We start from the raw sequence: 22,743 nt of genomic DNA on the forward strand, positions 1-22,743 counted from the left end.
CTCTAGTATAATAGGGTGGTTGAGGGGTGAATTTATGTTAGCGTCAAAAATGCGCTGGGAAATCCAGCAGCCGGATCAGGAAAAAGTCAAATCACTCACAGAACAATTGGACATAACACCTCTTGTGGCATCACTGCTTGTAAAAAGAGGTTTTGATACTGCCGAAAGCGCAAGGCTGTTTTTACATACAAAGGATGCAGACTTTTATGACCCGTATGAATTAAAGGGAATGCGGGAAGCAGTTGATCGGATAAAACTGGCGGTTTCTCAAGGGGAACCGATTATGATTTACGGAGATTACGATGCAGACGGCGTTACAAGCACGTCAGTGATGCTGACGGCACTCAGACAGCTGTCGGCGGACGTTGACTTTTATATTCCCGACCGTTTCACAGAAGGCTACGGCCCGAATGAACAAGCTTTCCGCTCCATAAAAGAGCGGGGATTTTCGCTGATCATTACAGTGGATACGGGAATCGCCGCCGTCCATGAAGCTGAAGTCGCAAAAGAGCTGGGCTTAGACGTCATTATTACCGACCACCATGAGCCGGGACCCGAGCTTCCTGACGTATTTGCGATCATCCACCCGAAGCAGCCGGGATGCGGCTATCCGTTTAAAGAATTGGCCGGCGTCGGTGTGGCGTTTAAGCTTGCCCACGCGCTTACGGGTTCTTTGCCGGAAGCTATGCTGGACTTGGCGGCAATCGGTACGGTTGCAGATCTGGTGCCTCTTCATGATGAAAACAGATTAATTGCGTCACTCGGAATCGAAAGGCTTCGGACGACAAATCGGCCGGGCCTCAAAGCCCTGATTAAGCTTTCCGGCGGAGATATCGGACAAGCTGATGAGGAAACGATCGGATTTCAGGTCGCGCCGAGGCTCAATGCCGTCGGAAGAATAGAACAGGCCGATCCCGCCGTCCATCTGCTGATGACCGAAGATCAGTTTGAAGCGGAGGAACTGGCTTCGGATATTGACCGGCTGAATAAAGAGCGGCAGAAAATGGTGAAAACCATGACCGAAGAGGCTGTTGAAATGGTTCAGCAGCAAGGCGGAAACCCGTCTGCCATTGTAGTGGCAAAAGCCGGCTGGAACCCGGGAGTCGTCGGTATTGTCGCATCGAAGCTGGCTGAACGTTTTTACCGGCCCGCTGTTGTGCTTGGGATAGATGAGGAGCAGGGAATCGCTAAAGGGTCGGCGCGAAGCATCAGAGGCTTCAACCTGTTTACGAGCCTTTCACAGTGCAGAGACATTCTTCCTCATTTCGGCGGGCATCCGATGGCGGCAGGAATGACGTTGAAGGCTGAAGATGTGGCGGAATTAAGGGACAGGCTGAATCAAATGGCTAAAGAAACCCTTACGGAAGAGGATTTTATTCCCGTTCAGGAGGTTGATCTTGTCTGCGGCGTAGAAGACATAACCGTTGAAAGCATTACAGAATTGAATATGCTGTCGCCGTTCGGCATGCTTAACCCTAAACCGCATGTGATGGTGAAAAATGCTGTGCTTGATGATGTGCGCCTGATCGGAGCGAATAAAAACCACGTGAAAATGACGGTGAAAAGTGATTCCGCCGTCCTTGACTGCGTCGGCTTTAACAAAGGAGAGCTTGAAGCCGGAATTGTCCCCGGATCAACGATTTCCATTGTCGGCGAGATGTCCATTAATGAATGGAACAACAGAAAGAAGCCCCAGCTGATGATTAAAGACGCTGCGGTGCCGGAATGGCAGCTTTTTGATATCAGGGGCAAGCGGACGTGGGAAGACACGGTCACCGCGCTGCCGAAGGAAAAACGGGTGCTCATCAGCTTTAACGGAAAAACCGCTCAGAAGCTCCGTGCAAAAGAGCTGTCGGGCGAGCTGGCCGGGATCACATCGGAATCCGAGGCGGAAGCTCTCCAGCTTGACGGAAAATATGCCGTTTTTCTGGATGTGCCGCCGTCAGCGGATCGCCTGCAGCATTTGCTTGACGGAAAGAAGCCGGAACGGATTTATTTTGTTTTTATCAATCATGAAGAACATTTCCTGTCCTCATTTCCATCGCGGAATGATTTCAAGTGGTTTTACGCATTTCTCTTGAAAAGGGGCGCTTTTGACTTCGGCAAGCATGGTTCAGAGCTTGCGAGACACAGAGGATGGTCAATTGACACAATCAATTTCATGACAAAGGTGTTTTTTGATCTCGGTTTTGTTAAAATAGAAGATGGTGTGCTGTCTGTCGTGAGCGGCGCGAAAAAACGCGACCTGGCAGATTCGCAAACCTATCAGGTAAAACAGCAGCTGATGGAATTAGACCAGAAGCTCAATTATTCCGCAGCCCATGAGCTGAAGGAATGGCTGAATAAGCTGATGAACCAAGGTTCAGAAGCTTATGAAAGTACGAGGAGGACATAGAACAGATGGATCTTAAAAAATACGTAACAATTGTGCCCGATTACCCGAAAGAAGGCGTACAATTTAAAGATATTACGACATTGATGGACAAAGGCGACGTATACCGTTACGCCACTGACCAAATTGTTGAATATGCAAAGGAAAAAGAAATTGATTTAGTTGTCGGGCCTGAAGCGCGCGGCTTTATTATCGGCTGTCCGGTTGCATACGCTCTCGGAGTGGGCTTTGCGCCGGTTCGGAAAGAAGGAAAACTTCCGCGTGAGGTCATTAAAGTCGATTACGGTTTGGAGTACGGAAAAGACGTACTGACGATTCATAAAGATGCGATTCTGCCGGGACAGCGCGTGCTGATTACTGATGACTTGCTTGCAACAGGCGGCACGATCGAAGCAACGATTAAGCTGGTCGAAGAACTGGGCGGCGTCGTAGCCGGTATTGCGTTCTTAATCGAGCTTTCTTACCTTGACGGCAGAGACAAGCTTGACGATTACGATATTTTAACATTAATGAAATATTAACCGCATATGGAAAAAAGCACTCGTGTCAGGGTGCTTTTTTCCTATTATTTCATCATCCTGACAGATTCTTTAGGTGTTTTGAACTTCTGCCCTTTACATCTCTCGTTTTTTTCTTGATAATAAACTAATACAGTTTACATTTAAAAAAGGTGATTCCATGGCGAACGAACAAGTATTGACTGCCGAGCAAGTAATAGATAAAGCGCGCACTTATCTGCCGGAGGAGCAGATTGCGTTTGTTGAGAAAGCTTACCTGTATGCGCAAAACGCGCATCGCGAACAGTACCGCAAATCAGGTGAGCCGTACATCATTCATCCGATTCAGGTGGCGGGCATTCTCGTCGATCTGGAAATGGACCCTTCCACAATTGCGGGCGGATTTCTGCATGACGTGGTAGAGGACACGGATGTCACCCTCGACGACCTGAAGGAAGCATTTTCTGAAGAAGTGGCGATGCTTGTCGACGGCGTGACGAAGCTCGGTAAAATTAAGTATAAATCTCAAGAGGAGCAGCAGGCGGAAAACCATCGAAAAATGTTTGTCGCTATGGCTCAGGATATCAGAGTCATATTGATCAAGCTGGCGGATCGCCTTCACAATATGCGGACGTTAAAGCATCTTCCGCAGGAAAAGCAGCGGAGAATTTCAAATGAGACGCTGGAAATTTTCGCTCCGCTGGCCCATCGGCTCGGGATTTCTAAAATCAAATGGGAGCTGGAAGACACCGCTCTCCGTTATTTGAATCCTCAGCAATATTACAGAATCGTCAACCTCATGAAGAAAAAGCGCGCGGAACGCGAACTTTATGTCGAAGAGGTTGTCAATGAAGTGAAAAAACGCGTCGAAGAAGTGAATATTAAAGCGGACTTTTCAGGACGTCCGAAGCACATCTACAGCATTTACCGCAAGATGGCGCTGCAAAATAAACAGTTCAATGAAATATATGATCTGCTCGCCGTCCGTATTCTTGTCGGAAGCATTAAAGACTGCTACGCCGTCCTCGGCATTATTCATACGTGCTGGAAGCCGATGCCGGGCAGATTCAAAGATTATATTGCGATGCCTAAGCCGAATATGTATCAGTCCCTGCATACGACCGTAATCGGGCCTAAAGGCGATCCGCTGGAAGTGCAGATCAGAACATTTGAGATGCATGAGATCGCTGAATACGGGGTGGCCGCACACTGGGCATATAAAGAAGGCAAGGCTGCAAACGAAGAAGCGACATTTGAGAAAAAACTGTCCTGGTTCCGTGAAATTCTGGAATTCCAAAACGAGTCTACCGATGCGGAAGAATTTATGGAATCGCTGAAAATCGATCTGTTTTCTGACATGGTATACGTATTTACGCCAAAAGGCGATGTCATTGAACTGCCGTCAGGCTCTGTGCCGATTGATTTTTCCTACAGGATCCACTCGGAGATCGGCAACAAAACAATCGGGGCGAAAGTGAACGGAAAAATGGTGACGCTTGACCATAAGCTCCGGACGGGCGACATCGTCGAGATTCTGACGTCCAAGCATTCATACGGTCCGAGTCAAGACTGGGTCAAACTGGCGCAGACGTCCCAGGCGAAACACAAAATCCGCCAATTCTTTAAGAAACAGCGCCGTGAAGAAAACGTCGAAAAAGGCCGTGAGCTTGTCGAGAAAGAAATTAAAAATCTTGATTTTGAAGTGAAAGATGTTTTAACACTCGAAAATCTTCAAAAAGTTGCCGACAAGTTCAATTTCTCAAATGAAGAGGATATGTACGCGGCGGTCGGGTATAACGGCATTACCGCTCTTCAGGTGGCCAACAGGCTCACCGAAAAAGAACGGAAGCTGCGTGACCAGGAAGAGCAGGAAAAAATCGTTCAGGAAGTCACTTCCGAGCCGAAACATTATCCGCAAGGGAGAAAACGGGAAGCGGGTGTGCGCGTAAAAGGCATTGACAACCTTCTCGTCCGCTTGTCGAAATGCTGCAACCCGGTGCCTGGCGACCATATTGTCGGTTTTATTACAAAAGGGCGCGGTGTATCCGTTCACCGGGATGACTGTCCGAACGTCAAAACGAATGAAGCGCAGGAACGTCTGATCCCCGTTGAATGGGAGCATGAATCACAGGTTCAAAGACGCAAAGAATATAACGTTGAGATTGAGATTTTGGGGTATGACCGTCTCGGGCTTTTAAATGAGGTGCTCCAAGCCGTAAATGAAACGAAAACCAACATCTCCTCTGTCTCCGGCAAATCCGACCGCAATAAAGTCGCTACGATTCATATGGCGATTTTTATTCAAAACATCAATCATCTGCATAAAGTGGTCGAGCGGATTAAGCAGATCAGAGACATCTATTCAGTCCGCCGGGTAATGAACTAAAAGGAGCTTGCTATGAAATTAGTTGTTCAGCGTGTAACAGAAGCGAGTGTGACGGTTGACGGCGCTGTTGCCGGCCGGATCGGACCCGGCATTATGGCGCTTGTCGGCATCACTCATGAAGATACAGAAGAAGATGCCGCTTACTTGGCGGATAAAATCGTGAATCTCCGGATTTTTGATGATGAAAGCGGCAAGATGAATTTATCGCTTTTGGATACGGGCGGGGAGATCTTATCCGTTTCCCAGTTTACGCTTTACGGCGAAACGAAGAAAGGGAGACGCCCGAATTTTATGAATGCGGCTAAACCGGATCAGGCTGTGCTCCTTTATGAAAAGTGGAACGAACTCCTCCGGGAAAAAGGAGTCAAAGTGGAAACCGGAATATTCGGAGCAATGATGGATGTTCAGCTGACGAATTCCGGGCCGATTACATTGATTATGGATTCTAAACAATAAAAAAGCTGCCGTTCGGCAGCTTTTTTTATGATTGAAAATAATGTTCCAATCCGCTTTCAATTCCGTCTGTCACTTTTTCCTGATAAGAGCCGCTATGTATGATTGTTTCTTCTTGCGGTTGACTGAGATAGCCGAGCTCATACAGCATGGCAGGCTGTTTATTTTCCCTCAGGACATAATAATCGCCAAACAGAACGCCGCGATCCGGGATAGGGGAACGCTTCACTACTTCAGAATGGACGTCTGAGGCAAGCTGGCGATCCTTAGACGGACTGTAATAATAAGCCGTGCTTCCCCGTGTTGACGTATCGGCATAGCTGTCATAGTGAATGCTGATAAAGGCATCCGCATTCCGGTAATGAGAGGTTGAAACCCTAGCCTGCAGGCTGATAAAAGTATCATCCTGTCTGGTGATATACACGTTTGCACCGGCCGCCCGCAATTTTTGGGCCAGAAGCTTAGCGGTTTTAATGGTTACGTTTTTCTCAAACTTTCCGGAGTAGCCGATCGTTCCGCTGTCTTTTCCTCCGTGTCCGGGATCAACGACGATCGTTTTGTTTTTAAGTGAGCCGCTGCCGCCTGACGTGTCGGGAGAAGGTGCTTCACCTGTTTCCTCACCGCTTTTTGACGTTTGTACGACCCAGTTTGCCACATATGCGGTTTGTCCGTTTTCAAGCCGGACTTCATACCATTTGCCGCTTGAGCCGACAATCGGGTAGGCTGCGCCTTTATCTGCTCTTTTTACGATAGAAGCAGAAGTTGAGGCCGAGCTCCTTAAGTTGGTGCCGCCGTAAACAATATACGCTTTTTTCGAGGAGCCTGAGCCCGCAGAACCGTCTCCCGAGCCGGATGCGCTGTCCGATGAGTCAGAATCCTTTATGATGTAGTGGCTTGCTGCCCAGCCTTTTTGCCCGTTTGCTTCAATTTTCAGCCAGCCGTGGTCTTCACTTAAGATGGAAACCTTTGTTCCGCGTGATAATTTAGTCATAATCGCTGAATCATGTGATGCTGCACTTCTGACATTCAATGAAGAAACGCCGACCGTCCCGTTTTTTGACCCGCTTCGGGCCGAAGTGGCTTTCGTATCCGATCCGCCGCTGTCCGCGGTGACGTATTCGGAAGAAACCCATCCGGTTGTGCCTTGATAAGAAATGTTCACCCATCCGCTGTTCTTGTCCAGCACGGATGCATGTGCGCCTTGCGGAAGTTTGCCGATGACTTCATATGATGTCCCCGGGCCTTTTCTGATGCGGAGGTCAGGATCGGTGGAAGTGACCGTTCCGCTTGTTGCGGATGAATGGTCTGCTCCCCCGGCTGTTTTTGATATCAGCCAGGAAACGACCCATCCGGTTTTACCGGGGCTCAGCTGAAGCTGTACCCAGTCTCCCTCTTCTTTAGCGATCGGGTATCTTTCCCCTTTTTTTACTTCAGCCTTAATTCCGTAGCTCAGGCCGGGACCGCCTCTGACATTGATCTTGTCTGTCGCGATGACCGCTTCTCCCTCTGCGGCGATTGCGGTGTGAAATGACGGAAGAAGCGCTGTGATGATGACGCCGCATAAAATAAGAGCAAGAGTTCTCTTCTTCATGGCTGTCCTCCTTTCTGAACTAACTAAAATACATTCTTGTATAATATCGTATTTTCCTTGCTGAATGTTAAATAAAAATAAAATGGTTTGTTTATACTAGTCATAAATACAGCGAAAAGGTGTGCAAATCATGAAATATCAACCAAAAATGGGACGCGCGCTGCACGATGCGGAAGGAAATCTGCACTTCAGTGATCAGAGCGATAGAGAAAAGGCGGGTTTTCTTGAAGAGACGGCGACGGAGTTCGGTCTCTTATCGAAAGAAGCGGTCGCAAGGAAAAACAGACGGAATAAAACTTGACAGGGGAGTGCAATCCCATTATTATAATAGAAATTGATGTACATAAGTCATGATAACGATTTTGAACCGATAATGGAGAAGAGTAGGTCAGAATGCATGGAGAAGAGAGGAACCGTCCCGGGCTGAAAGCGGATCCGCACTGCATCTTTCTCGAAACAACACTCCGGAGGTTCCCTGCTGAACGCTTTTGCAAGTCAAGTCATTAGGCAGCGGACGTGAACCTGCGTTAAAGGTCAGAGCGGGGATGCTTCGGCATTCCAACTAGGGTGGCACCACGGGTATAACTCTCGTCCCTACTATACATGTATAGTAGGAGCGGGAGTTTTTTTATTTGAAGAAAGACATTAAGGAGGCCTGTAACATGGCATATCACATTCCAAGAGGCACACAGGACATACTGCCGGGTGAATCAGACAGATGGCAGTTCGTCGAACAAATTATGAGGGAGACGTGCCGCACTTATCAATATAAAGAAATCCGCACGCCGATTTTCGAGCATACGGAATTGTTCGCAAGAGGCGTCGGTGAGTCTACAGATATCGTGCAGAAAGAAATGTACACGTTTGAAGACCGTAAAGGGAGAAGCCTGACGCTTCGGCCGGAAGGAACAGCCGCCGCAGTCCGCGCGTTCAATGAAAATAAATTATTTGCGAACCCGGTGCAGCCGACGAAGCTTTATTATGTCGGACCGATGTTCCGTTACGAACGTCCGCAGACAGGGCGTTTCCGCCAATTCTATCAATTCGGAATTGAAGCGATCGGCTCCAAAGATCCGGCCGTGGATGCAGAAGTCATTGCGCTTGCGATGAGTATTTACCGTAAAGCCGGTTTGAAACATGTCAAGCTTGTGCTGAACAGCCTTGGTGACCAGGACAGCCGCAAATCCTACCGGGAAGCGCTCGTCAAACATTTTGAACCGCGCATCGGAGAGTTTTGCTCAGACTGCCAGTCGCGTCTGCACACAAACCCGCTCAGAATTCTTGACTGCAAGAAAGACAGAGAGCATGAACTGATGAAAACGGCTCCGTCCATTCTTGATTACTTAAATGAAGAATCAGCCGCCTATTTTGAGAAAGTAAAACAATACTTAAACGATCTCGGCATCCCGTTCGAAATAGATCCGAACCTTGTCAGAGGGCTTGATTATTATAACCATACCGCTTTTGAAATTATGAGCAATGCCGAAGGATTCGGAGCGATTACAACCCTTGCCGGCGGGGGCCGCTATGACGGGCTTGTTGAACAGATCGGCGGACCTGAAGCGCCGGGTATCGGATTTGCGATGAGCATCGAACGTCTGCTGGCAGCCATTGACGCTGAGAAAACAGAGCTTCCCGTCAATCAGGGGATTGACTGCTACATCGTGACGCTCGGAGAAAAAGCGAAGGATTATTCCGTTTCCCTCGTGTACAAACTGAGAGAAGCGGGCATCTCAAGTGAAATCGATTATGAAAATAAAAAGATGAAGGGCCAATTTAAAACAGCTGACCGTCTCGGCGCACGTTTTATTGCGATTTTAGGGGAAGATGAGCTTGCCCAAAATAAAATCAATGTAAAAGATGCGGAAACAGGAGAGCAGCGTGAAGTGGTGTTAGACGAGCTGATACAAGTGTTAAAGGCAGATCAAAAGCAGTGAAGGAGAGGAACGCTATGTTTGGAAGAACATATTATTGTGGCGAGATAACTGAAAAAGCGATTGGCGAAACCGTCAAACTGAAAGGGTGGGTGCAGAAGCGGCGCGATCTCGGCGGCTTGATTTTCATTGATTTGCGCGACCGCTCGGGTATTGTGCAAGTCGTGTTCAACCCTGACGTATCAAAGGAAGCCCTTGCCGCAGCGGAAGCAATCAGAAACGAATATGTGCTTGATATCGAAGGCACGGTTTCTGCCCGTGAAGAAGGCACGGTGAATCCCAACCTGAAAACCGGTAAAATTGAAATCAAAGCTGAAGCGGTGACGGTGCTCAGTACGGCGAAAACGCCTCCGTTTCCGATCAGTGACCAGGCGGCTGAGGTTTCTGAAGACGTCCGGTTAAAACACCGCTATTTGGATTTGCGCCGCCCGGCGATGTTTCAAACATTGCAAATGCGTCACCAAGTCACAAAATCCATCCGCCATTTCTTGGATGAAAACGGATTTCTTGATATTGAAACACCGATTTTAACAAAAAGCTCTCCCGAAGGCGCCCGTGATTACTTAGTGCCGAGCCGGGTGCATGAAGGAGAATTTTACGCCCTTCCGCAATCGCCGCAGATTTTTAAACAGCTTCTGATGGTGTCGGGCTTTGAACGGTATTATCAAGTGGCCCGCTGCTTCCGCGATGAAGACTTGCGTGCCGACCGCCAGCCGGAATTTACGCAGATTGATATCGAAATGTCCTTTATGAGTCAAGAGGACATCATGGCTCTGGCGGAAGAGATGATGGCGAAAGTCATGCTTGAAACAAAAGGTGTTGAAGTACCGCTTCCGCTTCCGCGAATGACATATGAAGAAGCGATGAACAGCTACGGTTCCGACAAGCCTGACACCCGCTTCGGCATGCTGCTGACGGACGTGTCAGACATAGTGAAAGATACTGAATTTAAGGTGTTCTCATCAGCCGTGGCAAACGGCGGCGTTGTAAAAGCGATCAATGTCAAAGGCGCTGCCGGCGACTATTCCAGAAAAGATATCGATGCGCTCGGCGTTTTTGCCGGAAATTACGGCGCGAAAGGTCTCGCCTGGGTGAAAGTTGAAGCCGACGGCGTAAAAGGCCCGATTGCGAAATTCTTTGATGAAGAGAAGCAGGCAAAACTGGCTGAAGCGCTTGATGCTTCTGAAGGCGATCTGCTCCTGTTCGGCGCTGATAAGTTTGAGGTTGTGGCCCAATCCCTCGGCGCGCTTCGCTTAAAGCTCGGCAAAGAACGCGGCCTGATTGACGAAAGCCTCTTCAACTTCCTGTGGGTTGTGGACTGGCCGTTACTGGAGCATGACGAGGAGGAAGGCCGTTTCTATGCGGCTCACCATCCGTTTACAATGCCTGTCCGTGAAGATCTTGACCTGATTGAAACGGCGCCTGAAGATATGAAAGCGCAGGCTTACGACCTTGTCTTAAACGGCTATGAACTCGGCGGAGGCTCAATCCGTATTTTTGAAAAAGACGTTCAGGAAAAAATGTTCGGGCTTCTCGGCTTTACAAAAGAAGAAGCGGAGGAGGAGTTCGGATACCTTCTTGAAGCCTTTGAATACGGCGCCCCTCCGCACGGCGGAATCGCGCTCGGCTTAGACCGGTTGGTTATGCTTCTTGCAGGCCGCACAAACTTAAGAGATACGATCGCTTTCCCGAAAACGGCAAGCGCAAGCTGCCTTCTTACGGAAGCGCCCGGCGAAGTGAGCGACGCCCAGCTTGAAGAACTTCACCTTTCTGTCAAAAGAAAAGTGAAACAGTAAAGATCAGCAGTTTGTTTCTTGAAAATCAAAATCTGCTGTGATATGATTTTGACAAGTTAAATAAAGTCCTGATGTGTTAGTTGTACACCTAGTTTTGACCGAACATTTTTTTGATTTGGGAGCCCGTATTTTTAAATGGCGTACATGCCTCTTTTCATTCGTTAAGAGGACTTACAAGATTTAAAAAAGGGCACCCACCTGCTGAGAGCGGGTTCAAAACGAAGGAAAGCTGCAACGGCACAATTGGGACTTTATTTTTTGTGCGCTAAAACCAGCGGCTTTTTGACAAGCCGAGTTTATAAAACCAGAATGTGGAGTGAGGTTCTTGTTACATCAGTTTTCCAGAAATGAGCTAGCGATTGGAAAAGAAGGGCTGGACACGTTAAAAAACAGCACGGTGGCCGTTCTCGGCGTCGGCGGAGTCGGTTCATTCGCAGCCGAAGCATTGGCGAGGTCCGGAGTGGGGCGGATCGTGCTTGTCGATAAAGATGATGTTGACATTACAAACGTAAACCGCCAGCTGCATGCGCTCTTGTCGACGGTGGGACAGCCGAAAACAGACTTGATGAAAGCGCGGATCGCGGATATTAATCCGGATTGCGATGTCGTCGCCTTAAAAATGTTTTATACGGAAGAGACGTATGAGCAGTTCTTTGAGCATCCGCTCGATTACGTCATTGACGCGTCGGATACGATTCATTATAAAATTCATCTGATGAAAGAATGTCTGAAACGGAATGTTCCGCTGATTTCAAGCATGGGAGCGGCGAATAAAACAGACCCGACACGCTTTCAGATTGCTGATATTTCAAAAACCCATACCGATCCGATTGCCAAAGTCGTCCGCACAAGGCTTCGCAAAGAGGGCATTAAAAAAGGCGTACAGGTCATTTTTTCTGATGAAAGCCCGATCGTCATCCGTGAAGACGTCAGAAAAGAAGTCGGGAATGATGAAGCGAAAATCCGCAAAGCGCAAATGCCGCCGTCTTCCAACGCCTGGGTTCCGTCAGTGGCCGGTCTGATTATGGGCGGACATGTTGTTATGGAGCTCTTAAAGGACATCGACATTAAACGGGTTAAAGATAAATAAAAAGAAAAACAGCCTTCTTCAGGAAAGGCTGTTTTTTTATTTGAATCCGCCGTTTACACGAAAGATTTTGGCCGGTATCAAAAAAGACAAGAACACATAGGGTGTCCTTGTCCGGTTATTTTTTCTGCTTCATCAGTTTTTCATACACTTGCTTTATGGCGGCTTCAAATTTCCCCGTTTGTTTCGGTTTATAGTATTGCTTGTTTTTTAACGGATCAGGTAAATATTGCTGTTCGACCCATCCGTTCTCGAAATCATGAGGATATTGATATCCGATCCCGCGTCCGAGCTCTTGGGCCCCTTTATAGTGGGCGTCTTTTAAATGTTTCGGCACATCGCCGATTTTACCCGTCCTGATGTCTTTGAGCGCCTCATCAACGGCTGAGATGGCGGAGTTTGATTTTGGCGAGAGGCATAATTCGATTACCGCATTGGCCAGCGGAATTCTCGCTTCCGGAAAGCCGATCCGTTCTGCGGTCTGAATCGCGCTCAGCACCCGGGGGCCTGCCTGCGGGCTTGCGAGGCCGATATCTTCATAGGCGATCACGAGAAGCCTTCTTGATATGCTTTCAAGGTCGCCGGCTTCGATCAGACGGGCCAGATAATGAAGGGCGGCGTTTGCGTCCGAGCCTCGGATCGATTTTTGGAAGGCAGATAAGACGTCATAATGCGCATCGCCGTTTTTATCATGAGTATAGCTTTTTTTCTGCAGACATTCTTCCGCCGTCTCCCGTGTAATCCGGATCGTGCCGTCGCTTGATTCCTTTGTGGAGAGTACGGCAAGCTCAAGTGCGTTCAAAGCGGAGCGGACGTCTCCTCCGCACCCTTGCGCGAAATGATCCATCGCGTCGTCGTCCACCGAAACGCTGTAGGAACCGAGCCCCCGGTGTTCATCTGTGAGCGCTCTTTCCAATGCCTGCTTGATCAGATCGGGTGTTAACGGTTCAAGCTCAAATATCTGGGTCCGGCTTCTGATGGCCGGGTTAATGGCATGATAAGGGTTGGCGGTCGTCGCGCCGATTAAAATAATCATGCCGTTTTCTAAATAGGGCAGCAGAAAATCCTGCTTTCCCTTATCAAGCCTGTGCACTTCGTCAAGGATTAAAATGACCTGGCCTGACATTTTCGCTTCCTGTACGACAATCTCCATGTCTTTTTTATTATGAATGACGGCATTCAATTTCCTGAATGCGATGCTTGTCGATCCTGCGATCGCTGTGGCGATGGACGTTTTTCCGATGCCCGGCGGTCCGTACAGGATCATGGATGATAAGTGCTTTGCACGCACCATTCTGCCGATGATTTTATCTTCTTTGACCAAATGTTCCTGGCCGATAATGTCTTCGATATTGGCAGGCCGCATCCGATACGCCAATGGTTTCATGAACATCTCTCCTTACATATACAGGGTAACGGAAAACGGACGATTAGAAAAGCGAATTGCGGCGGGCCCCGTGTTTCAATGAAAATTAGGATAAGTTATGTTATAATAACAGTTGGTCTATAAGATACTAAACAGATTATTCATATCCATTTACTTGTATAAATTAACAATTAGAATTGACTGGGGTGTTCATATTGAAAATATCGACAAAGGGAAGATACGGGCTCACCATTATGATTGAATTGGCGAAAAAGCACGGAGACGGTCCGACGTCGCTCAAAAGCATCGCCCAAACAAACAGCCTTTCTGAGCATTACTTGGAACAGCTTGTATCACCGCTGAGAAACGCCGGACTCGTAAAAAGCATCAGAGGCGCTTACGGGGGTTACGTGCTCGGGGGCCAGCCTGAAGAGATAACGGCCGGAGATATTATCAGAGTGCTGGAAGGGCCGATCAGCCCGGTAGAAGTGCTTGAGGATGAAGAGCCTGCCAAGCGGGAGTTATGGATCCGCATCCGCGACGCTGTAAAAGACGTGCTGGACAGCACGACGTTAGAAGACCTTGCGAGCTACACGGACGGCGAGCAGGAAGCTTATATGTTCTATATTTAAACCAGAGGTGTACAGACAATGGAACGGATTTATTTAGATCACGCCGCGACTTCCCCGATGGATGAGCGTGTGCTCGAAGAGATGAAGCCCCATTTCTTCGGCAGTTTCGGCAACCCGTCAAGCATTCATTCATTCGGGAGAGAATCCCGGAAATGGGTCGATGAAGCGAGAGCGGACATCGCGCGCGAAATCAGTGCGAAAGAACAGGAAATTATTTTCACAAGCGGCGGCACGGAGGCTGATAATTTAGCGATTTTCGGAACGGCTGCCGCCCGGAAGAATGAAGGAAAGCATATCATTACGACCGCTATTGAGCATCATGCTGTATTGCACGCCTGCGAAAAGCTGGAAGAAGACGGCTTTGAGGTGACATACCTCATCCCCGGCCCTTCAGGACGGATCAGTGCAAATCAGGTGAAAGAAGCGCTCCGTGATGATACAATCCTTGTTACCGTCATGTATGGCAATAACGAAGTCGGTACCATTCAGCCGATTGACGAAATCGGAGAGCTGTTAAGCGGGCATCAGGCCTATTTTCACACAGATGCCGTCCAGGCATTCGGTTATATGCCGATTGACGTGAAAAAAAGCAGAATTGACATGCTGTCTGTTTCCGGTCACAAGCTTAACGGGCCTAAAGGGACAGGCTTTTTATATGTAAATCAAGAGGTGAAGCTGTCACCGATTCTTCTCGGGGGAGAGCAGGAACGAAAGCGCCGCGCGGGGACGGAAAATGTACCGGGCATCGCCGGCTTAAAAGAAGCGGTCGTCCTTTCAAACCGTGAGAGGGAAGAGAAAACAGCGAAGTATAAGGAGTTTAAGAACATTATCATGAGCACGCTGGAAAAATCCGGCGTCACAGCGGAGGTGAACGGAGATGCCGAGAAATGCCTGCCTCATATTTTAAACCTTTACTTTCCCGGTGTGCCGGTGGAAGCGCTGCTGGTCAATCTTGACATGGAAGGCGTTGCCGTCTCCAGCGGATCTGCTTGTACGGCAGGATCCGTTCTTCCGTCCCATGTGCTTACGGCCATGTTCGGAAGTGAGAGCGGCAGGCTGACTTCGTCAATCCGCCTCAGCTTCGGCCTCGGCAATACGGCGGAACAAATCGAAACAGCCGCCGAAAAGCTTGCCGCCGTCGTTAAACGGCTTGCTTAAAACGGCGGACTTACGTTTTTAATGGAGTGAATGCAAATGGAAAAACGGCCGGAGGATACAAGAGTCGTAGTCGGCATGTCCGGCGGCGTGGACTCTTCCGTGGCGGCCCTTCTGCTGAAGGAGCAGGGCTACGATGTAATCGGAATCTTTATGAAAAACTGGGATGATACGGACGAAAATGGTTTTTGCACGGCGACGGAAGATTATGAAGACGTCATCCGGGTCTGCAACCAAATCGGAATTCCGTATTATGCCGTCAATTTTGAGAAGCAATATTGGGAAAAGGTATTTCAATATTTCCTTGATGAATATAAAGCCGGAAGAACCCCCAATCCGGATGTCATGTGCAATAAAGAAATTAAGTTTAAGGCTTTCTTGGATCATGCTCTGTCACTCGGCGCGGATTATCTTGCGACGGGCCATTACGCCCGCGTGGACAGAAGCGCAGGTACAGTGCGCATGCTCCGCGGTCTGGATGAAAACAAGGACCAGACTTATTTTCTGAATCAGCTCAATCAGGAACAGCTCAGCAAAGTCATGTTCCCGATCGGTGATCTGCAAAAAAGCCGCGTGCGGGAAATCGCCAAAGAAGCGGAACTTGCGACAGCTGCGAAAAAAGACAGCACGGGAATCTGCTTTATCGGCGAACGCAACTTCAAAACGTTTCTCAGCCAATATCTCCCCGCTCAGCCGGGCGATATGATGACAATGGACGGAGAAGTAAAAGGGCGTCATGACGGTCTGATGTATTATACAATCGGACAGCGCCACGGTCTTGGAATCGGCGGAAGCGGCGAGCCGTGGTTCGCCGTCGGTAAAGATCTTGAAAAAAACATTCTGTATGTTGATCAAGGATTCCATAATCCGCTTCTGTATTCTGATAAGATCACGGCGACAAATGTCAGCTGGACGCGTCCCGGTCTGATGGACGGCGGCGAAATGACATGCACGGCGAAATTCCGCTACCGTCAGGAAGATCACAAAGTAACGGTGAAAATGACGGGTGATGATGAAGCGGAAGTCATTTTTGACGGGCAGGTACGCGCCGTTACGCCGGGACAAGCCGTCGTTTTTTATGACGGAGAAGAGTGCCTCGGCGGCGGAACGATAGATGACGTTTATAAAGACGGAACAAAACTGTGGTACGTATAACACATGTAAAAAACCTCAACTCGCATGTTGGGGTTTTTTAGCGAAAGGAAGTTAAAAATGGATTATAATAAAATCGGGATTGACGCCATGCAGGAGGGCGATTTTGAAAAAGCGGCAGAGGCTTTTACGAAAGCGATTGAGGAAAACGGGCAAGATCCGGTGCCGTATATCAACTTCGCAAATCTGCTTTCTTCTGTGAACGAACTCGAACGGGCGCTTGCATTCTATAACAGAGCGCTCGAATTGGACAATTCGGCGGCAGCCGCTTATTACGGTGCGGGAAACGTATATGTGATGAAAGAATCGTTTTCCGAAGCGAAGGATATGTTTGAAAAAGCGCTTCGCTCCGGAATGGAAAACGGAGATTTGTTTTATATGCTGGGGACCGTTCTCGTTAAATTAGAGCGGCCGAAGCTTGCACTGCCATATTTGCAGCGTGCCGTTGAATTAAATGAAAATGACACGGAAGCACGCTTCCAGTTCGGAATGTGCCTCGCAAACGAAGAAATGCTGGATGAAGCTCTGGCGCAGTTTGAGACGGTGATCGAGCAGGACCCAAGCCACGCGGACGCATTTTATAATGCCGGGGTCGCTTACGCGTACAAAGAAAATCGTGAAAAGGCGCTTGAGATGCTGGAAGGCGCAATCGGCATACAGCCTGATCATATGCTTGCGCTTCATGCGAAACAGCTTATCACCCAGTCATAACAAAAGGAGGGAAGGCTCGTGGATCAGCTGAACATCGAAGAACAGCCGTATGTAAAAGGCGTCATTCATACGGTCATTTATCACAATGACACCAACCTGTATACAGTGCTGAAAGTCAAGGTTGCAGAAACGTCTGAGGCGATCGAAGACAAGGTCGTATCCGTAACGGGCTACTTCCCTCTGCTGCAAGAAGATGAGACCTACACATTTTACGGAAAAACCGCCACGCATCCTAAGTTCGGCCTGCAATTTCAGGCTGAGCACTTTAAAAAAGAAATTCCGACCACAAAAGAAGGGATCATTCACTATTTATCAAGTGATCTGTTTGAAGGAATCGGAAAAAAAACGGCGGAAGAAATCGTCAAAAAGCTCGGAGACGGCGCGCTCAATAAAATTCTGACGGATGCGTCGGTGCTTTACGATGTGCCGAAAATGTCGAAAAAGAAAGCGGATAAGCTTGCCGGAGAGCTGCAGCGGCATCAGGGGCTTGAGCAGATTATGATCTCTCTGAACCAATACGGTTTCGGGCCCCAGCTATCCATGAAAATATATCAGGCCTACGAAACGGAAACACTGGAGAAAATTCAGGAAAATCCTTATCAGCTTGTAAAAGACGTTGAAGGCATCGGCTTTGTGAAAGCTGACGAGCTGGGCGGAAAAATGGGTCTGTCAGGAAACCACCCGGAGCGGATCAAAGCGGCTATCTTATATACAATTGAATCGACCTGTCTTTCAGAGGGCCATACGTACATAGAAACAAAGCAGCTGATAATCAATACGCAAACGCTCCTGAATCAGTCAGCTGAAGGCGGCCGCGTCACGGAAATGGATGCGGCTGACGGCATCATCGCCCTCGGGGAGAGTAAGGATATCGTCATAGAAGGAGAACGCTGCTATTTTCCGTCCTTGTTTTACGCCGAACAAAATGTCGCAAAACGCGTGCTCGACATTGCGGCTCAGACGGAGTATGCCGATCAATTTCCTGAATCGGAATTTCTGCTTGCACTCGGTGAACTGGAAGAACGGATGAATGTTCAATACGCACCAAGCCAAAAGGATGCCATTCAAAAAGCGCTGTCTTCACCGATGCTTTTACTGACCGGAGGACCTGGGACGGGGAAAACGACCGTTATTAAAGGAATCGTGGAATTATACAGTGAACTGCACGGAGTATCGCTTGACCCCGGTGATTATAAAAAAGACGAGGCGTTCCCGGTGCTGCTTGCCGCGCCGACCGGAAGAGCCGCAAAACGGATGAGCGAATCTACGGGTCTGCCGGCTGTTACGATACACAGGCTGCTCGGCTGGAATGGCGCTGAAGGCTTTACCTACAATGAAGATCAGCCGATAGAAGGGAAACTGATCATTATAGACGAAGCGAGTATGCTCGATATCTGGCTCGCCAGCCATTTGTTTAAGGCGCTTCCTAAGCATATTCAGCTCATTGTCGTCGGTGATGAAGACCAGCTTCCTTCAGTAGGACCGGGGCAGGTGCTCAGAGACCTTTTGGCTTCTGAGGTGCTGCCGACCGTGCGCCTGACAGATATTTACCGTCAGGCTGAAGGATCATCCATTGTGGAACTTGCGCATGATATGAAAAAAGGACTGCTTCCAAAGGGGCTGACCGCGCCGACAAAGGACCGCTCATTTATCCGCTGTAATTCTTCACAGATTAAAGAAGTCGTGGATCAGGTCGTCTCGAACGCGTTAAAAAAGGGGTATACCTCCAGGGATATTCAAGTGCTTGCCCCGATGTACAGGGGAAAAGCGGGAATTAACGAGCTGAATATGCTTCTTCAAGACATCATGAATCCGCCGAAAGAAAAAAGGCGGGAGCTGAAATTCGGAGATGTCGTCTACAGGACGGGCGATAAAATATTGCAGCTTGTCAACCAGCCGGAAAACAATGTGTTTAACGGCGATATCGGCGAAATCGTATCCATTTTTTATGCCAAAGAAAATACGGAAAAAGAAGACATGGTCGTCGTCTCATTTGACGGCAACGAAATCACCTTTACGAAAAAGGATTTCAGCCAGTTTACCCACGCGTACTGCTGTTCGATTCATAAGTCGCAGGGAAGCGAATTCCCGATTGTCGTCCTGCCTGTCGTCAAAGGCTACTATCGAATGCTCAGGAGAAATCTGCTTTATACCGCCATTACAAGGGCGAAAAAATTTCTGATTCTTTGCGGAGAAGAAGAAGCGCTTGAATGGGGCGTCAAAAACAATGATGCCACCGTCAGACAGACATCGCTTAAAAACAGGCTCACAGAGCAGACTGAAGAGATGGATGCAGAACTGGCCGCCCTGCAAAAAGAGCTGCCGTTCAGTGTATATGATGCGAACATCGGAATGGAAGGCATCACGCCGTTTGACTTTATGGAAGAAAAAGCGTAAATAAAACCCGGAGCATAAACAAGCGCCGGGTTTTCGCCTGTGGAAGTCATTTCAAAGTATGCTGCCCGGCTTCTTGGCAAAACCTATACTTGTTCAACAAAAGGTGGTTGATCACACTTTGAGAACATGCCATGCAGCTGAAGGACGAACAGTATATGACGAAAACACCGGGCGCAGTCTCGGGATGATATCGGATGTATGTTTCTCTCTGGACGGCCGGTTTCTCGGTTTCGTGCTGGAGCAGAAACGCCTGTTTCATAACCGCCATCTTTTTTTAGAGGCAAGTGATATAAAAGAGATGGATCAAGAAGCCGTAGCTGCCGGTCATGCTCATTTGCAGCCTTTGCCGAAGAGCTGTTTCACCTTTGAACAGATTAAGATGCAGCCGGTGAAATCGCCTGATGGTGAAATGTTCGGTTTGCTGGAAGATGTATACTTTTGTTTGGACAGGGGCATAATCGTAGCATATGAACTCTCGGACGGCTTCTTTTCAGATCTGGCTGGCAGACGCCAAGTGCGCCGCGCCGCCGATACGCTTATTGAAGCGGGGAAAGAAGGCATCGTCCTGAACGGATAAGAGGTGTAGTCTGTGCTTGTATGTCCGAACTGCAAAAGTAAAGATATCGGCAAAATCGGCGTAAACCAATACTATTGCTGGGGCTGCTTCATTGAGCTGACGGTAGCCAAAGGCAAAATTGCGACACATCAAGTAGAGGAAGACGGCACGTTAAGCAGTCTTGATGATTTGTTTTCTGAAGACGAACGCAGTATCAATTTTTAAAGTTGAAAGGAGATACGCGCGATGGGCAGAACAATGACCTCTCTGTTGGCTTTAGGAGCTGGAGCCGTTATGTATCGTATGGCTTCTCAGTCCGATATGCTGAATAAAAAAGGTATGAAACGGATGAGAAGACGAGTCATGAAAATGTTTTAAGCAGAAAAAAGGATACTTCTCCGGAAGTATCCTTTTTACGTTTGTCTCGCTTCCAGCCGTCTGGCTGCGAGAGACAGGCTGTAATTGACCGCGAAATACATCAGGGCCGCCAGCAGAAAGATCGGGAAAAAGTACCCTCCGTCAGCGCTTTGTCCGTTTAAAATCTGCGCGTTATGAATCAGTTCGGGCAGAGCGATGACGACCGCAAGTGACGTATCCTTTAATAAAGAAATAAACTGGCTCACAATCGGAGGAACCATACGCCTGAGCGCCTGCGGCATGACGACGAGAAAAAGAGTCTGCGTGTACGTCAGTCCTGAAGAACGCGCCGCTTCAATCTGTCCTTTGTCAACGGATTGCAAACCGCTTCTGATGATTTCTGACAGCATGGCCGATTCAAAAATCGTAAGCGCCGTGATGGCAGCCGCGGTAATTTCCAGTTTGATCCCGATTTCCGGAAGGGCAAAAAACGTAAAGAAAATGATTAATAACAGCGGCAGGTTGCGGATGGTTTCCACAATGGCCGCTATAATGCCCGAGACGATAGGAATTTTCGCATAGCGCAAAGTGCCGGCGGCAAGCCCGAAAATAAAACTCAGGACAATGGAGATCAGCGCAACATAAAGTGTGACCAAAAAGCCGTCCCATAAAAACAGCAGATGGTCAGGTGTATAGGCGCCGCTAAAATCCATGTTTTTCACTCTCCTTCTCTAATAACTCTTTCCGAGACGTCTTTCCAAATAGTGAACCCCGATGCTGAGCGGGATCGTTACTATCAAATAAAAAAGCGCGACGAAAATATAGACATCAAACACGACAAGAGTGCTTGAGGAAACGAGATCCGCCTGATACATCAAATCGAGTCCCGCCACCACTCCGAGTATTGATGAGTTTTTGACAAGGTTGAGAAATTGGTTTCCGAGCGGGGGAATCACGATTTTTACGGCCTGAGGAAGAATGACGTATCTCATCGCCTGACTGTAGGTGAAGCCTGACGATCTGGCCGCTTCCATCTGCCCTTTGGAGACAGTCTGAATTCCGGCTCTGATGGCTTCTGCGATAAAGGCCGACGTGTATATCGTCAGCGCAATCGTTCCCGCCTGAAAGCCGTCCAATCTCAGCCCGGCGTTCGGAAGTCCGAAATAAAAAACAAATGTGATGAGGAGAAGCGGGATGTTGCGGATAAATTCCACATACGCAGTGCCGATCCATTGAAGGGGTTTGAAAGCCGTGATTCTCATGACTGCGATCAGAACGCCCAGCGCAAAGCTGCCTGCCAGCGCGATGAAGCTCGCAAGCAATGTGTGCAGGAAACCGTCCATATACATATCGAAGTTTTCCGTTAAAATTGAAAAGTTCATCTATGTCACTCCTTATAAAACGGGGATGAGCATGCCTGCTCATCCCGCGGTCCTTTCTATTTTGCCGGTTCTTCTTTAATCCATTTTTTATAGATTTTTTCGTACCTGCCGTCGGCTTTCATTTTTTTCAAAGAGGCGTTGATTTCCTTGATGAGTCCGGATTGGCCTTTTTTGACGGCGATTCCGTAAGGTTCATCGGTGAAGGTTTCGCCTGTCAGCTGATATTGTTTATTTTCATCTGCCATGCCGTATAAAATCGCATTATCGGTTGTGAGCGCATCTCCCTGTCCCGCTTTAAGCGCAGTGAACGCTTCGGCGTAATTTTCAAATTCCAGCACTGAGGCGTCAGGCGCTTTTTCTCTGATGTTTTGTGAGGAAGTAGAGCCTTTTACCGCCAATACTTTTGAGCCTTTTCCCAGGTCTTCGGTGCTTTTGATGCTGCTTCCTTTTTTGACGAGCAGGGATTGCCCGGCTTCAAAATAAACATCTGAGAAATCAACTTCTTTTTTCCGCTCATCCGTTATCGTCATCGTGGCGGTGATGGCATCGATATCGCCGTTTTGCAGCATCGGAATTCTCGTTTTTGATGTCACTTCTTTAAATTCCGCTTTCTTCTCATCCCCCAGAATATCTTTTGCGAGCTGTTTTGAGATATCAATATCGAAGCCTTCAATATCACCGGAGCTTGGGTTTTTCAGCCCGAATAACCTCGTGTCGGTTTTGACGCCGAAGATGATTTTGTCTCTGTCTTTAATAGAGGCTAACGTGTCTTTTCCCGTTCCTTTTGAATCTCCGGACGTTTCTTTCCCTCCGCAGGCGGCCAGCATAAAGACGGCCAGCAGTGATATCAATCCGAATGACAGCCATTTTGTTACACGTGACATAAGCACTCCTCCGTT

General features: G+C 48.4%; 21 protein-coding genes, 1 other RNA gene and 1 other annotated feature. Of the genes, 17 read left to right on the forward strand and 5 right to left on the reverse strand.

The genetic code is table 11. From position 1 onward, the window contains the following. Positions 1–34: 34 nt before the first annotated feature. The 4 genes from recJ (at position 35) to dtd (ending at position 5,731) form a co-directional block, all read left to right on the forward strand. The gene (gene recJ / locus AC3WTF_RS05290; RefSeq protein WP_129003649.1) at positions 35–2,395 is read left to right on the forward strand and encodes a single-stranded-DNA-specific exonuclease RecJ; all 2,361 of its coding nucleotides are present in this window, start codon (positions 35–37) and stop codon (positions 2,393–2,395) included. Positions 2,396–2,400: 5 nt separating this feature from the next. After that, positions 2,401–2,913, forward strand: a complete 513-nt coding sequence (locus AC3WTF_RS05295) for an adenine phosphoribosyltransferase (RefSeq protein ID WP_003152714.1) — start codon at positions 2,401–2,403, stop codon at positions 2,911–2,913. Positions 2,914–3,070: 157 nt separating this feature from the next. Beyond that, positions 3,071–5,275 carry a GTP diphosphokinase gene (gene relA, locus AC3WTF_RS05300; RefSeq protein ID WP_003152716.1) on the forward strand — a complete coding sequence of 735 codons (2,205 nt, stop codon included), beginning with the start codon at positions 3,071–3,073 and terminating at the stop codon, positions 5,273–5,275. Between the two features lie 12 nt (positions 5,276–5,287). Continuing rightward, entirely contained in the window at positions 5,288–5,731 is a 444-nt protein-coding gene (dtd, locus tag AC3WTF_RS05305; protein WP_007408194.1) for a D-aminoacyl-tRNA deacylase, read from the forward strand. 25 nt (positions 5,732–5,756) lie between these two features. Here dtd and AC3WTF_RS05310 read toward each other — a convergent pair whose 3' ends face one another. Then, positions 5,757–7,319, reverse strand: coding sequence for an N-acetylmuramoyl-L-alanine amidase family protein (locus AC3WTF_RS05310; RefSeq protein WP_129003651.1), 1,563 nt, complete (start codon positions 7,317–7,319; stop codon positions 5,757–5,759). Between the two features lie 130 nt (positions 7,320–7,449). On the opposite strand from AC3WTF_RS05310, the gene AC3WTF_RS05315 reads away from it, so the two are divergent. From AC3WTF_RS05315 to AC3WTF_RS05335, 5 genes are all read left to right on the forward strand, one after another. Then, the gene (locus AC3WTF_RS05315; RefSeq protein WP_003152722.1) at positions 7,450–7,620 is read left to right on the forward strand and encodes a YrzK family protein; all 171 of its coding nucleotides are present in this window, start codon (positions 7,450–7,452) and stop codon (positions 7,618–7,620) included. 60 nt (positions 7,621–7,680) lie between these two features. Further along, positions 7,681–7,918 (forward strand) — a binding site (T-box leader). Between the two features lie 63 nt (positions 7,919–7,981). Beyond that, positions 7,982–9,256 carry a histidine--tRNA ligase gene (gene hisS, locus AC3WTF_RS05320; RefSeq protein WP_012118082.1) on the forward strand — a complete coding sequence of 425 codons (1,275 nt, stop codon included), beginning with the start codon at positions 7,982–7,984 and terminating at the stop codon, positions 9,254–9,256. Between the two features lie 14 nt (positions 9,257–9,270). Next, positions 9,271–11,049 (forward strand): aspartate--tRNA ligase, encoded by a 1,779-nt coding sequence (gene aspS / locus AC3WTF_RS05325; protein ID WP_020956140.1) that lies wholly within the window; start codon positions 9,271–9,273, stop codon positions 11,047–11,049. A gap of 62 nt (positions 11,050–11,111) precedes the next feature. Next, positions 11,112–11,303, forward strand: a non-coding RNA gene (ssrS, locus tag AC3WTF_RS05330) — 6S RNA. Between the two features lie 71 nt (positions 11,304–11,374). Next, positions 11,375–12,139, forward strand: a complete 765-nt coding sequence (locus AC3WTF_RS05335; RefSeq protein WP_015240289.1) for a tRNA threonylcarbamoyladenosine dehydratase — start codon at positions 11,375–11,377, stop codon at positions 12,137–12,139. Between the two features lie 115 nt (positions 12,140–12,254). On the opposite strand, the gene AC3WTF_RS05340 is transcribed toward AC3WTF_RS05335, so the two are convergent. After that, positions 12,255–13,523 (reverse strand): replication-associated recombination protein A, encoded by a 1,269-nt coding sequence (locus tag AC3WTF_RS05340; protein WP_015240288.1) that lies wholly within the window; start codon positions 13,521–13,523, stop codon positions 12,255–12,257. Positions 13,524–13,717: 194 nt separating this feature from the next. Here AC3WTF_RS05340 and cymR point away from each other — a divergent pair, with 194 nt between their 5' ends. The 8 genes from cymR to AC3WTF_RS05380 all read left to right on the forward strand — a co-directional run bounded on the left by cymR (position 13,718) and on the right by AC3WTF_RS05380 (position 20,483). Then, positions 13,718–14,134, forward strand: coding sequence for a cysteine metabolism transcriptional regulator CymR (gene cymR, locus AC3WTF_RS05345; protein ID WP_003152730.1), 417 nt, complete (start codon positions 13,718–13,720; stop codon positions 14,132–14,134). 18 nt (positions 14,135–14,152) lie between these two features. Beyond that, the gene (locus AC3WTF_RS05350; RefSeq protein WP_012118078.1) at positions 14,153–15,292 is read left to right on the forward strand and encodes a cysteine desulfurase family protein; all 1,140 of its coding nucleotides are present in this window, start codon (positions 14,153–14,155) and stop codon (positions 15,290–15,292) included. A 36-nt stretch (positions 15,293–15,328) separates the two neighbouring features. After that, positions 15,329–16,444 (forward strand): tRNA 2-thiouridine(34) synthase MnmA, encoded by a 1,116-nt coding sequence (mnmA, locus tag AC3WTF_RS05355; protein ID WP_012118077.1) that lies wholly within the window; start codon positions 15,329–15,331, stop codon positions 16,442–16,444. Positions 16,445–16,531: 87 nt separating this feature from the next. Beyond that, the gene (locus AC3WTF_RS05360; protein WP_088461189.1) at positions 16,532–17,152 is read left to right on the forward strand and encodes a tetratricopeptide repeat protein; all 621 of its coding nucleotides are present in this window, start codon (positions 16,532–16,534) and stop codon (positions 17,150–17,152) included. 18 nt (positions 17,153–17,170) lie between these two features. Next, on the forward strand, positions 17,171–19,549 hold the full coding sequence (recD2, locus tag AC3WTF_RS05365; protein ID WP_007408204.1) for an SF1B family DNA helicase RecD2: 2,379 nt from the start codon (positions 17,171–17,173) through the stop codon (positions 19,547–19,549). A gap of 118 nt (positions 19,550–19,667) precedes the next feature. After that, complete coding sequence (locus tag AC3WTF_RS05370) at positions 19,668–20,126, forward strand: PRC-barrel domain-containing protein (protein WP_007408205.1); 459 nt, start codon at positions 19,668–19,670, stop codon at positions 20,124–20,126. Positions 20,127–20,138: 12 nt separating this feature from the next. Then, a complete protein-coding gene (locus AC3WTF_RS05375; protein ID WP_003152738.1) occupies positions 20,139–20,330 on the forward strand; it encodes a YrzR-like zinc ribbon domain in 192 nt (63 codons plus the stop codon). A 21-nt stretch (positions 20,331–20,351) separates the two neighbouring features. Beyond that, positions 20,352–20,483: a YrzQ family protein gene (locus AC3WTF_RS05380; RefSeq protein WP_003152741.1), complete on the forward strand. Its 132-nt coding sequence runs from the start codon at positions 20,352–20,354 to the stop codon at positions 20,481–20,483. Positions 20,484–20,518: 35 nt separating this feature from the next. On the opposite strand, the gene AC3WTF_RS05385 is transcribed toward AC3WTF_RS05380, so the two are convergent. Genes AC3WTF_RS05385 through AC3WTF_RS05395 form a run of 3 tightly spaced genes read right to left on the reverse strand, consistent with a single transcriptional unit; the run spans position 20,519 to position 22,728 of the window. Beyond that, positions 20,519–21,175, reverse strand: coding sequence for an amino acid ABC transporter permease (locus AC3WTF_RS05385; protein ID WP_015417903.1), 657 nt, complete (start codon positions 21,173–21,175; stop codon positions 20,519–20,521). Between the two features lie 18 nt (positions 21,176–21,193). Beyond that, complete coding sequence (locus AC3WTF_RS05390; protein ID WP_007408207.1) at positions 21,194–21,844, reverse strand: amino acid ABC transporter permease; 651 nt, start codon at positions 21,842–21,844, stop codon at positions 21,194–21,196. 56 nt (positions 21,845–21,900) lie between these two features. Further along, complete coding sequence (locus AC3WTF_RS05395; protein WP_007408208.1) at positions 21,901–22,728, reverse strand: transporter substrate-binding domain-containing protein; 828 nt, start codon at positions 22,726–22,728, stop codon at positions 21,901–21,903. Between the last annotated feature and the right edge of the window lie 15 nt (positions 22,729–22,743).

This window comes from Bacillus sp. EB106-06-01-XG163, from assembly GCF_058791615.1.

Excerpts from the sequence above, each read along its gene's own strand:
- recJ (WP_129003649.1), top strand. The coding sequence starts at position 35 with ATGTTAGCGTCAAAAATGCGCTGGGAAATCCAGCAGCCGGATCAGGAA.
- AC3WTF_RS05295 (WP_003152714.1), top strand. The coding sequence starts at position 2,401 with ATGGATCTTAAAAAATACGTAACAATTGTGCCCGATTACCCGAAAGAA.
- relA (WP_003152716.1), top strand. The coding sequence starts at position 3,071 with ATGGCGAACGAACAAGTATTGACTGCCGAGCAAGTAATAGATAAAGCG.
- dtd (WP_007408194.1), top strand. The coding sequence starts at position 5,288 with ATGAAATTAGTTGTTCAGCGTGTAACAGAAGCGAGTGTGACGGTTGAC.
- AC3WTF_RS05310 (WP_129003651.1), bottom strand. The coding sequence starts at position 7,319 with ATGAAGAAGAGAACTCTTGCTCTTATTTTATGCGGCGTCATCATCACA.
- AC3WTF_RS05315 (WP_003152722.1), top strand. The coding sequence starts at position 7,450 with ATGAAATATCAACCAAAAATGGGACGCGCGCTGCACGATGCGGAAGGA.
- hisS (WP_012118082.1), top strand. The coding sequence starts at position 7,982 with ATGGCATATCACATTCCAAGAGGCACACAGGACATACTGCCGGGTGAA.
- aspS (WP_020956140.1), top strand. The coding sequence starts at position 9,271 with ATGTTTGGAAGAACATATTATTGTGGCGAGATAACTGAAAAAGCGATT.
- AC3WTF_RS05340 (WP_015240288.1), bottom strand. The coding sequence starts at position 13,523 with ATGAAACCATTGGCGTATCGGATGCGGCCTGCCAATATCGAAGACATT.
- AC3WTF_RS05350 (WP_012118078.1), top strand. The coding sequence starts at position 14,153 with ATGGAACGGATTTATTTAGATCACGCCGCGACTTCCCCGATGGATGAG.
- mnmA (WP_012118077.1), top strand. The coding sequence starts at position 15,329 with ATGGAAAAACGGCCGGAGGATACAAGAGTCGTAGTCGGCATGTCCGGC.
- AC3WTF_RS05360 (WP_088461189.1), top strand. The coding sequence starts at position 16,532 with ATGCAGGAGGGCGATTTTGAAAAAGCGGCAGAGGCTTTTACGAAAGCG.
- AC3WTF_RS05380 (WP_003152741.1), top strand. The coding sequence starts at position 20,352 with ATGGGCAGAACAATGACCTCTCTGTTGGCTTTAGGAGCTGGAGCCGTT.
- AC3WTF_RS05385 (WP_015417903.1), bottom strand. The coding sequence starts at position 21,175 with ATGGATTTTAGCGGCGCCTATACACCTGACCATCTGCTGTTTTTATGG.
- AC3WTF_RS05390 (WP_007408207.1), bottom strand. The coding sequence starts at position 21,844 with ATGAACTTTTCAATTTTAACGGAAAACTTCGATATGTATATGGACGGT.
- AC3WTF_RS05395 (WP_007408208.1), bottom strand. The coding sequence starts at position 22,728 with ATGTCACGTGTAACAAAATGGCTGTCATTCGGATTGATATCACTGCTG.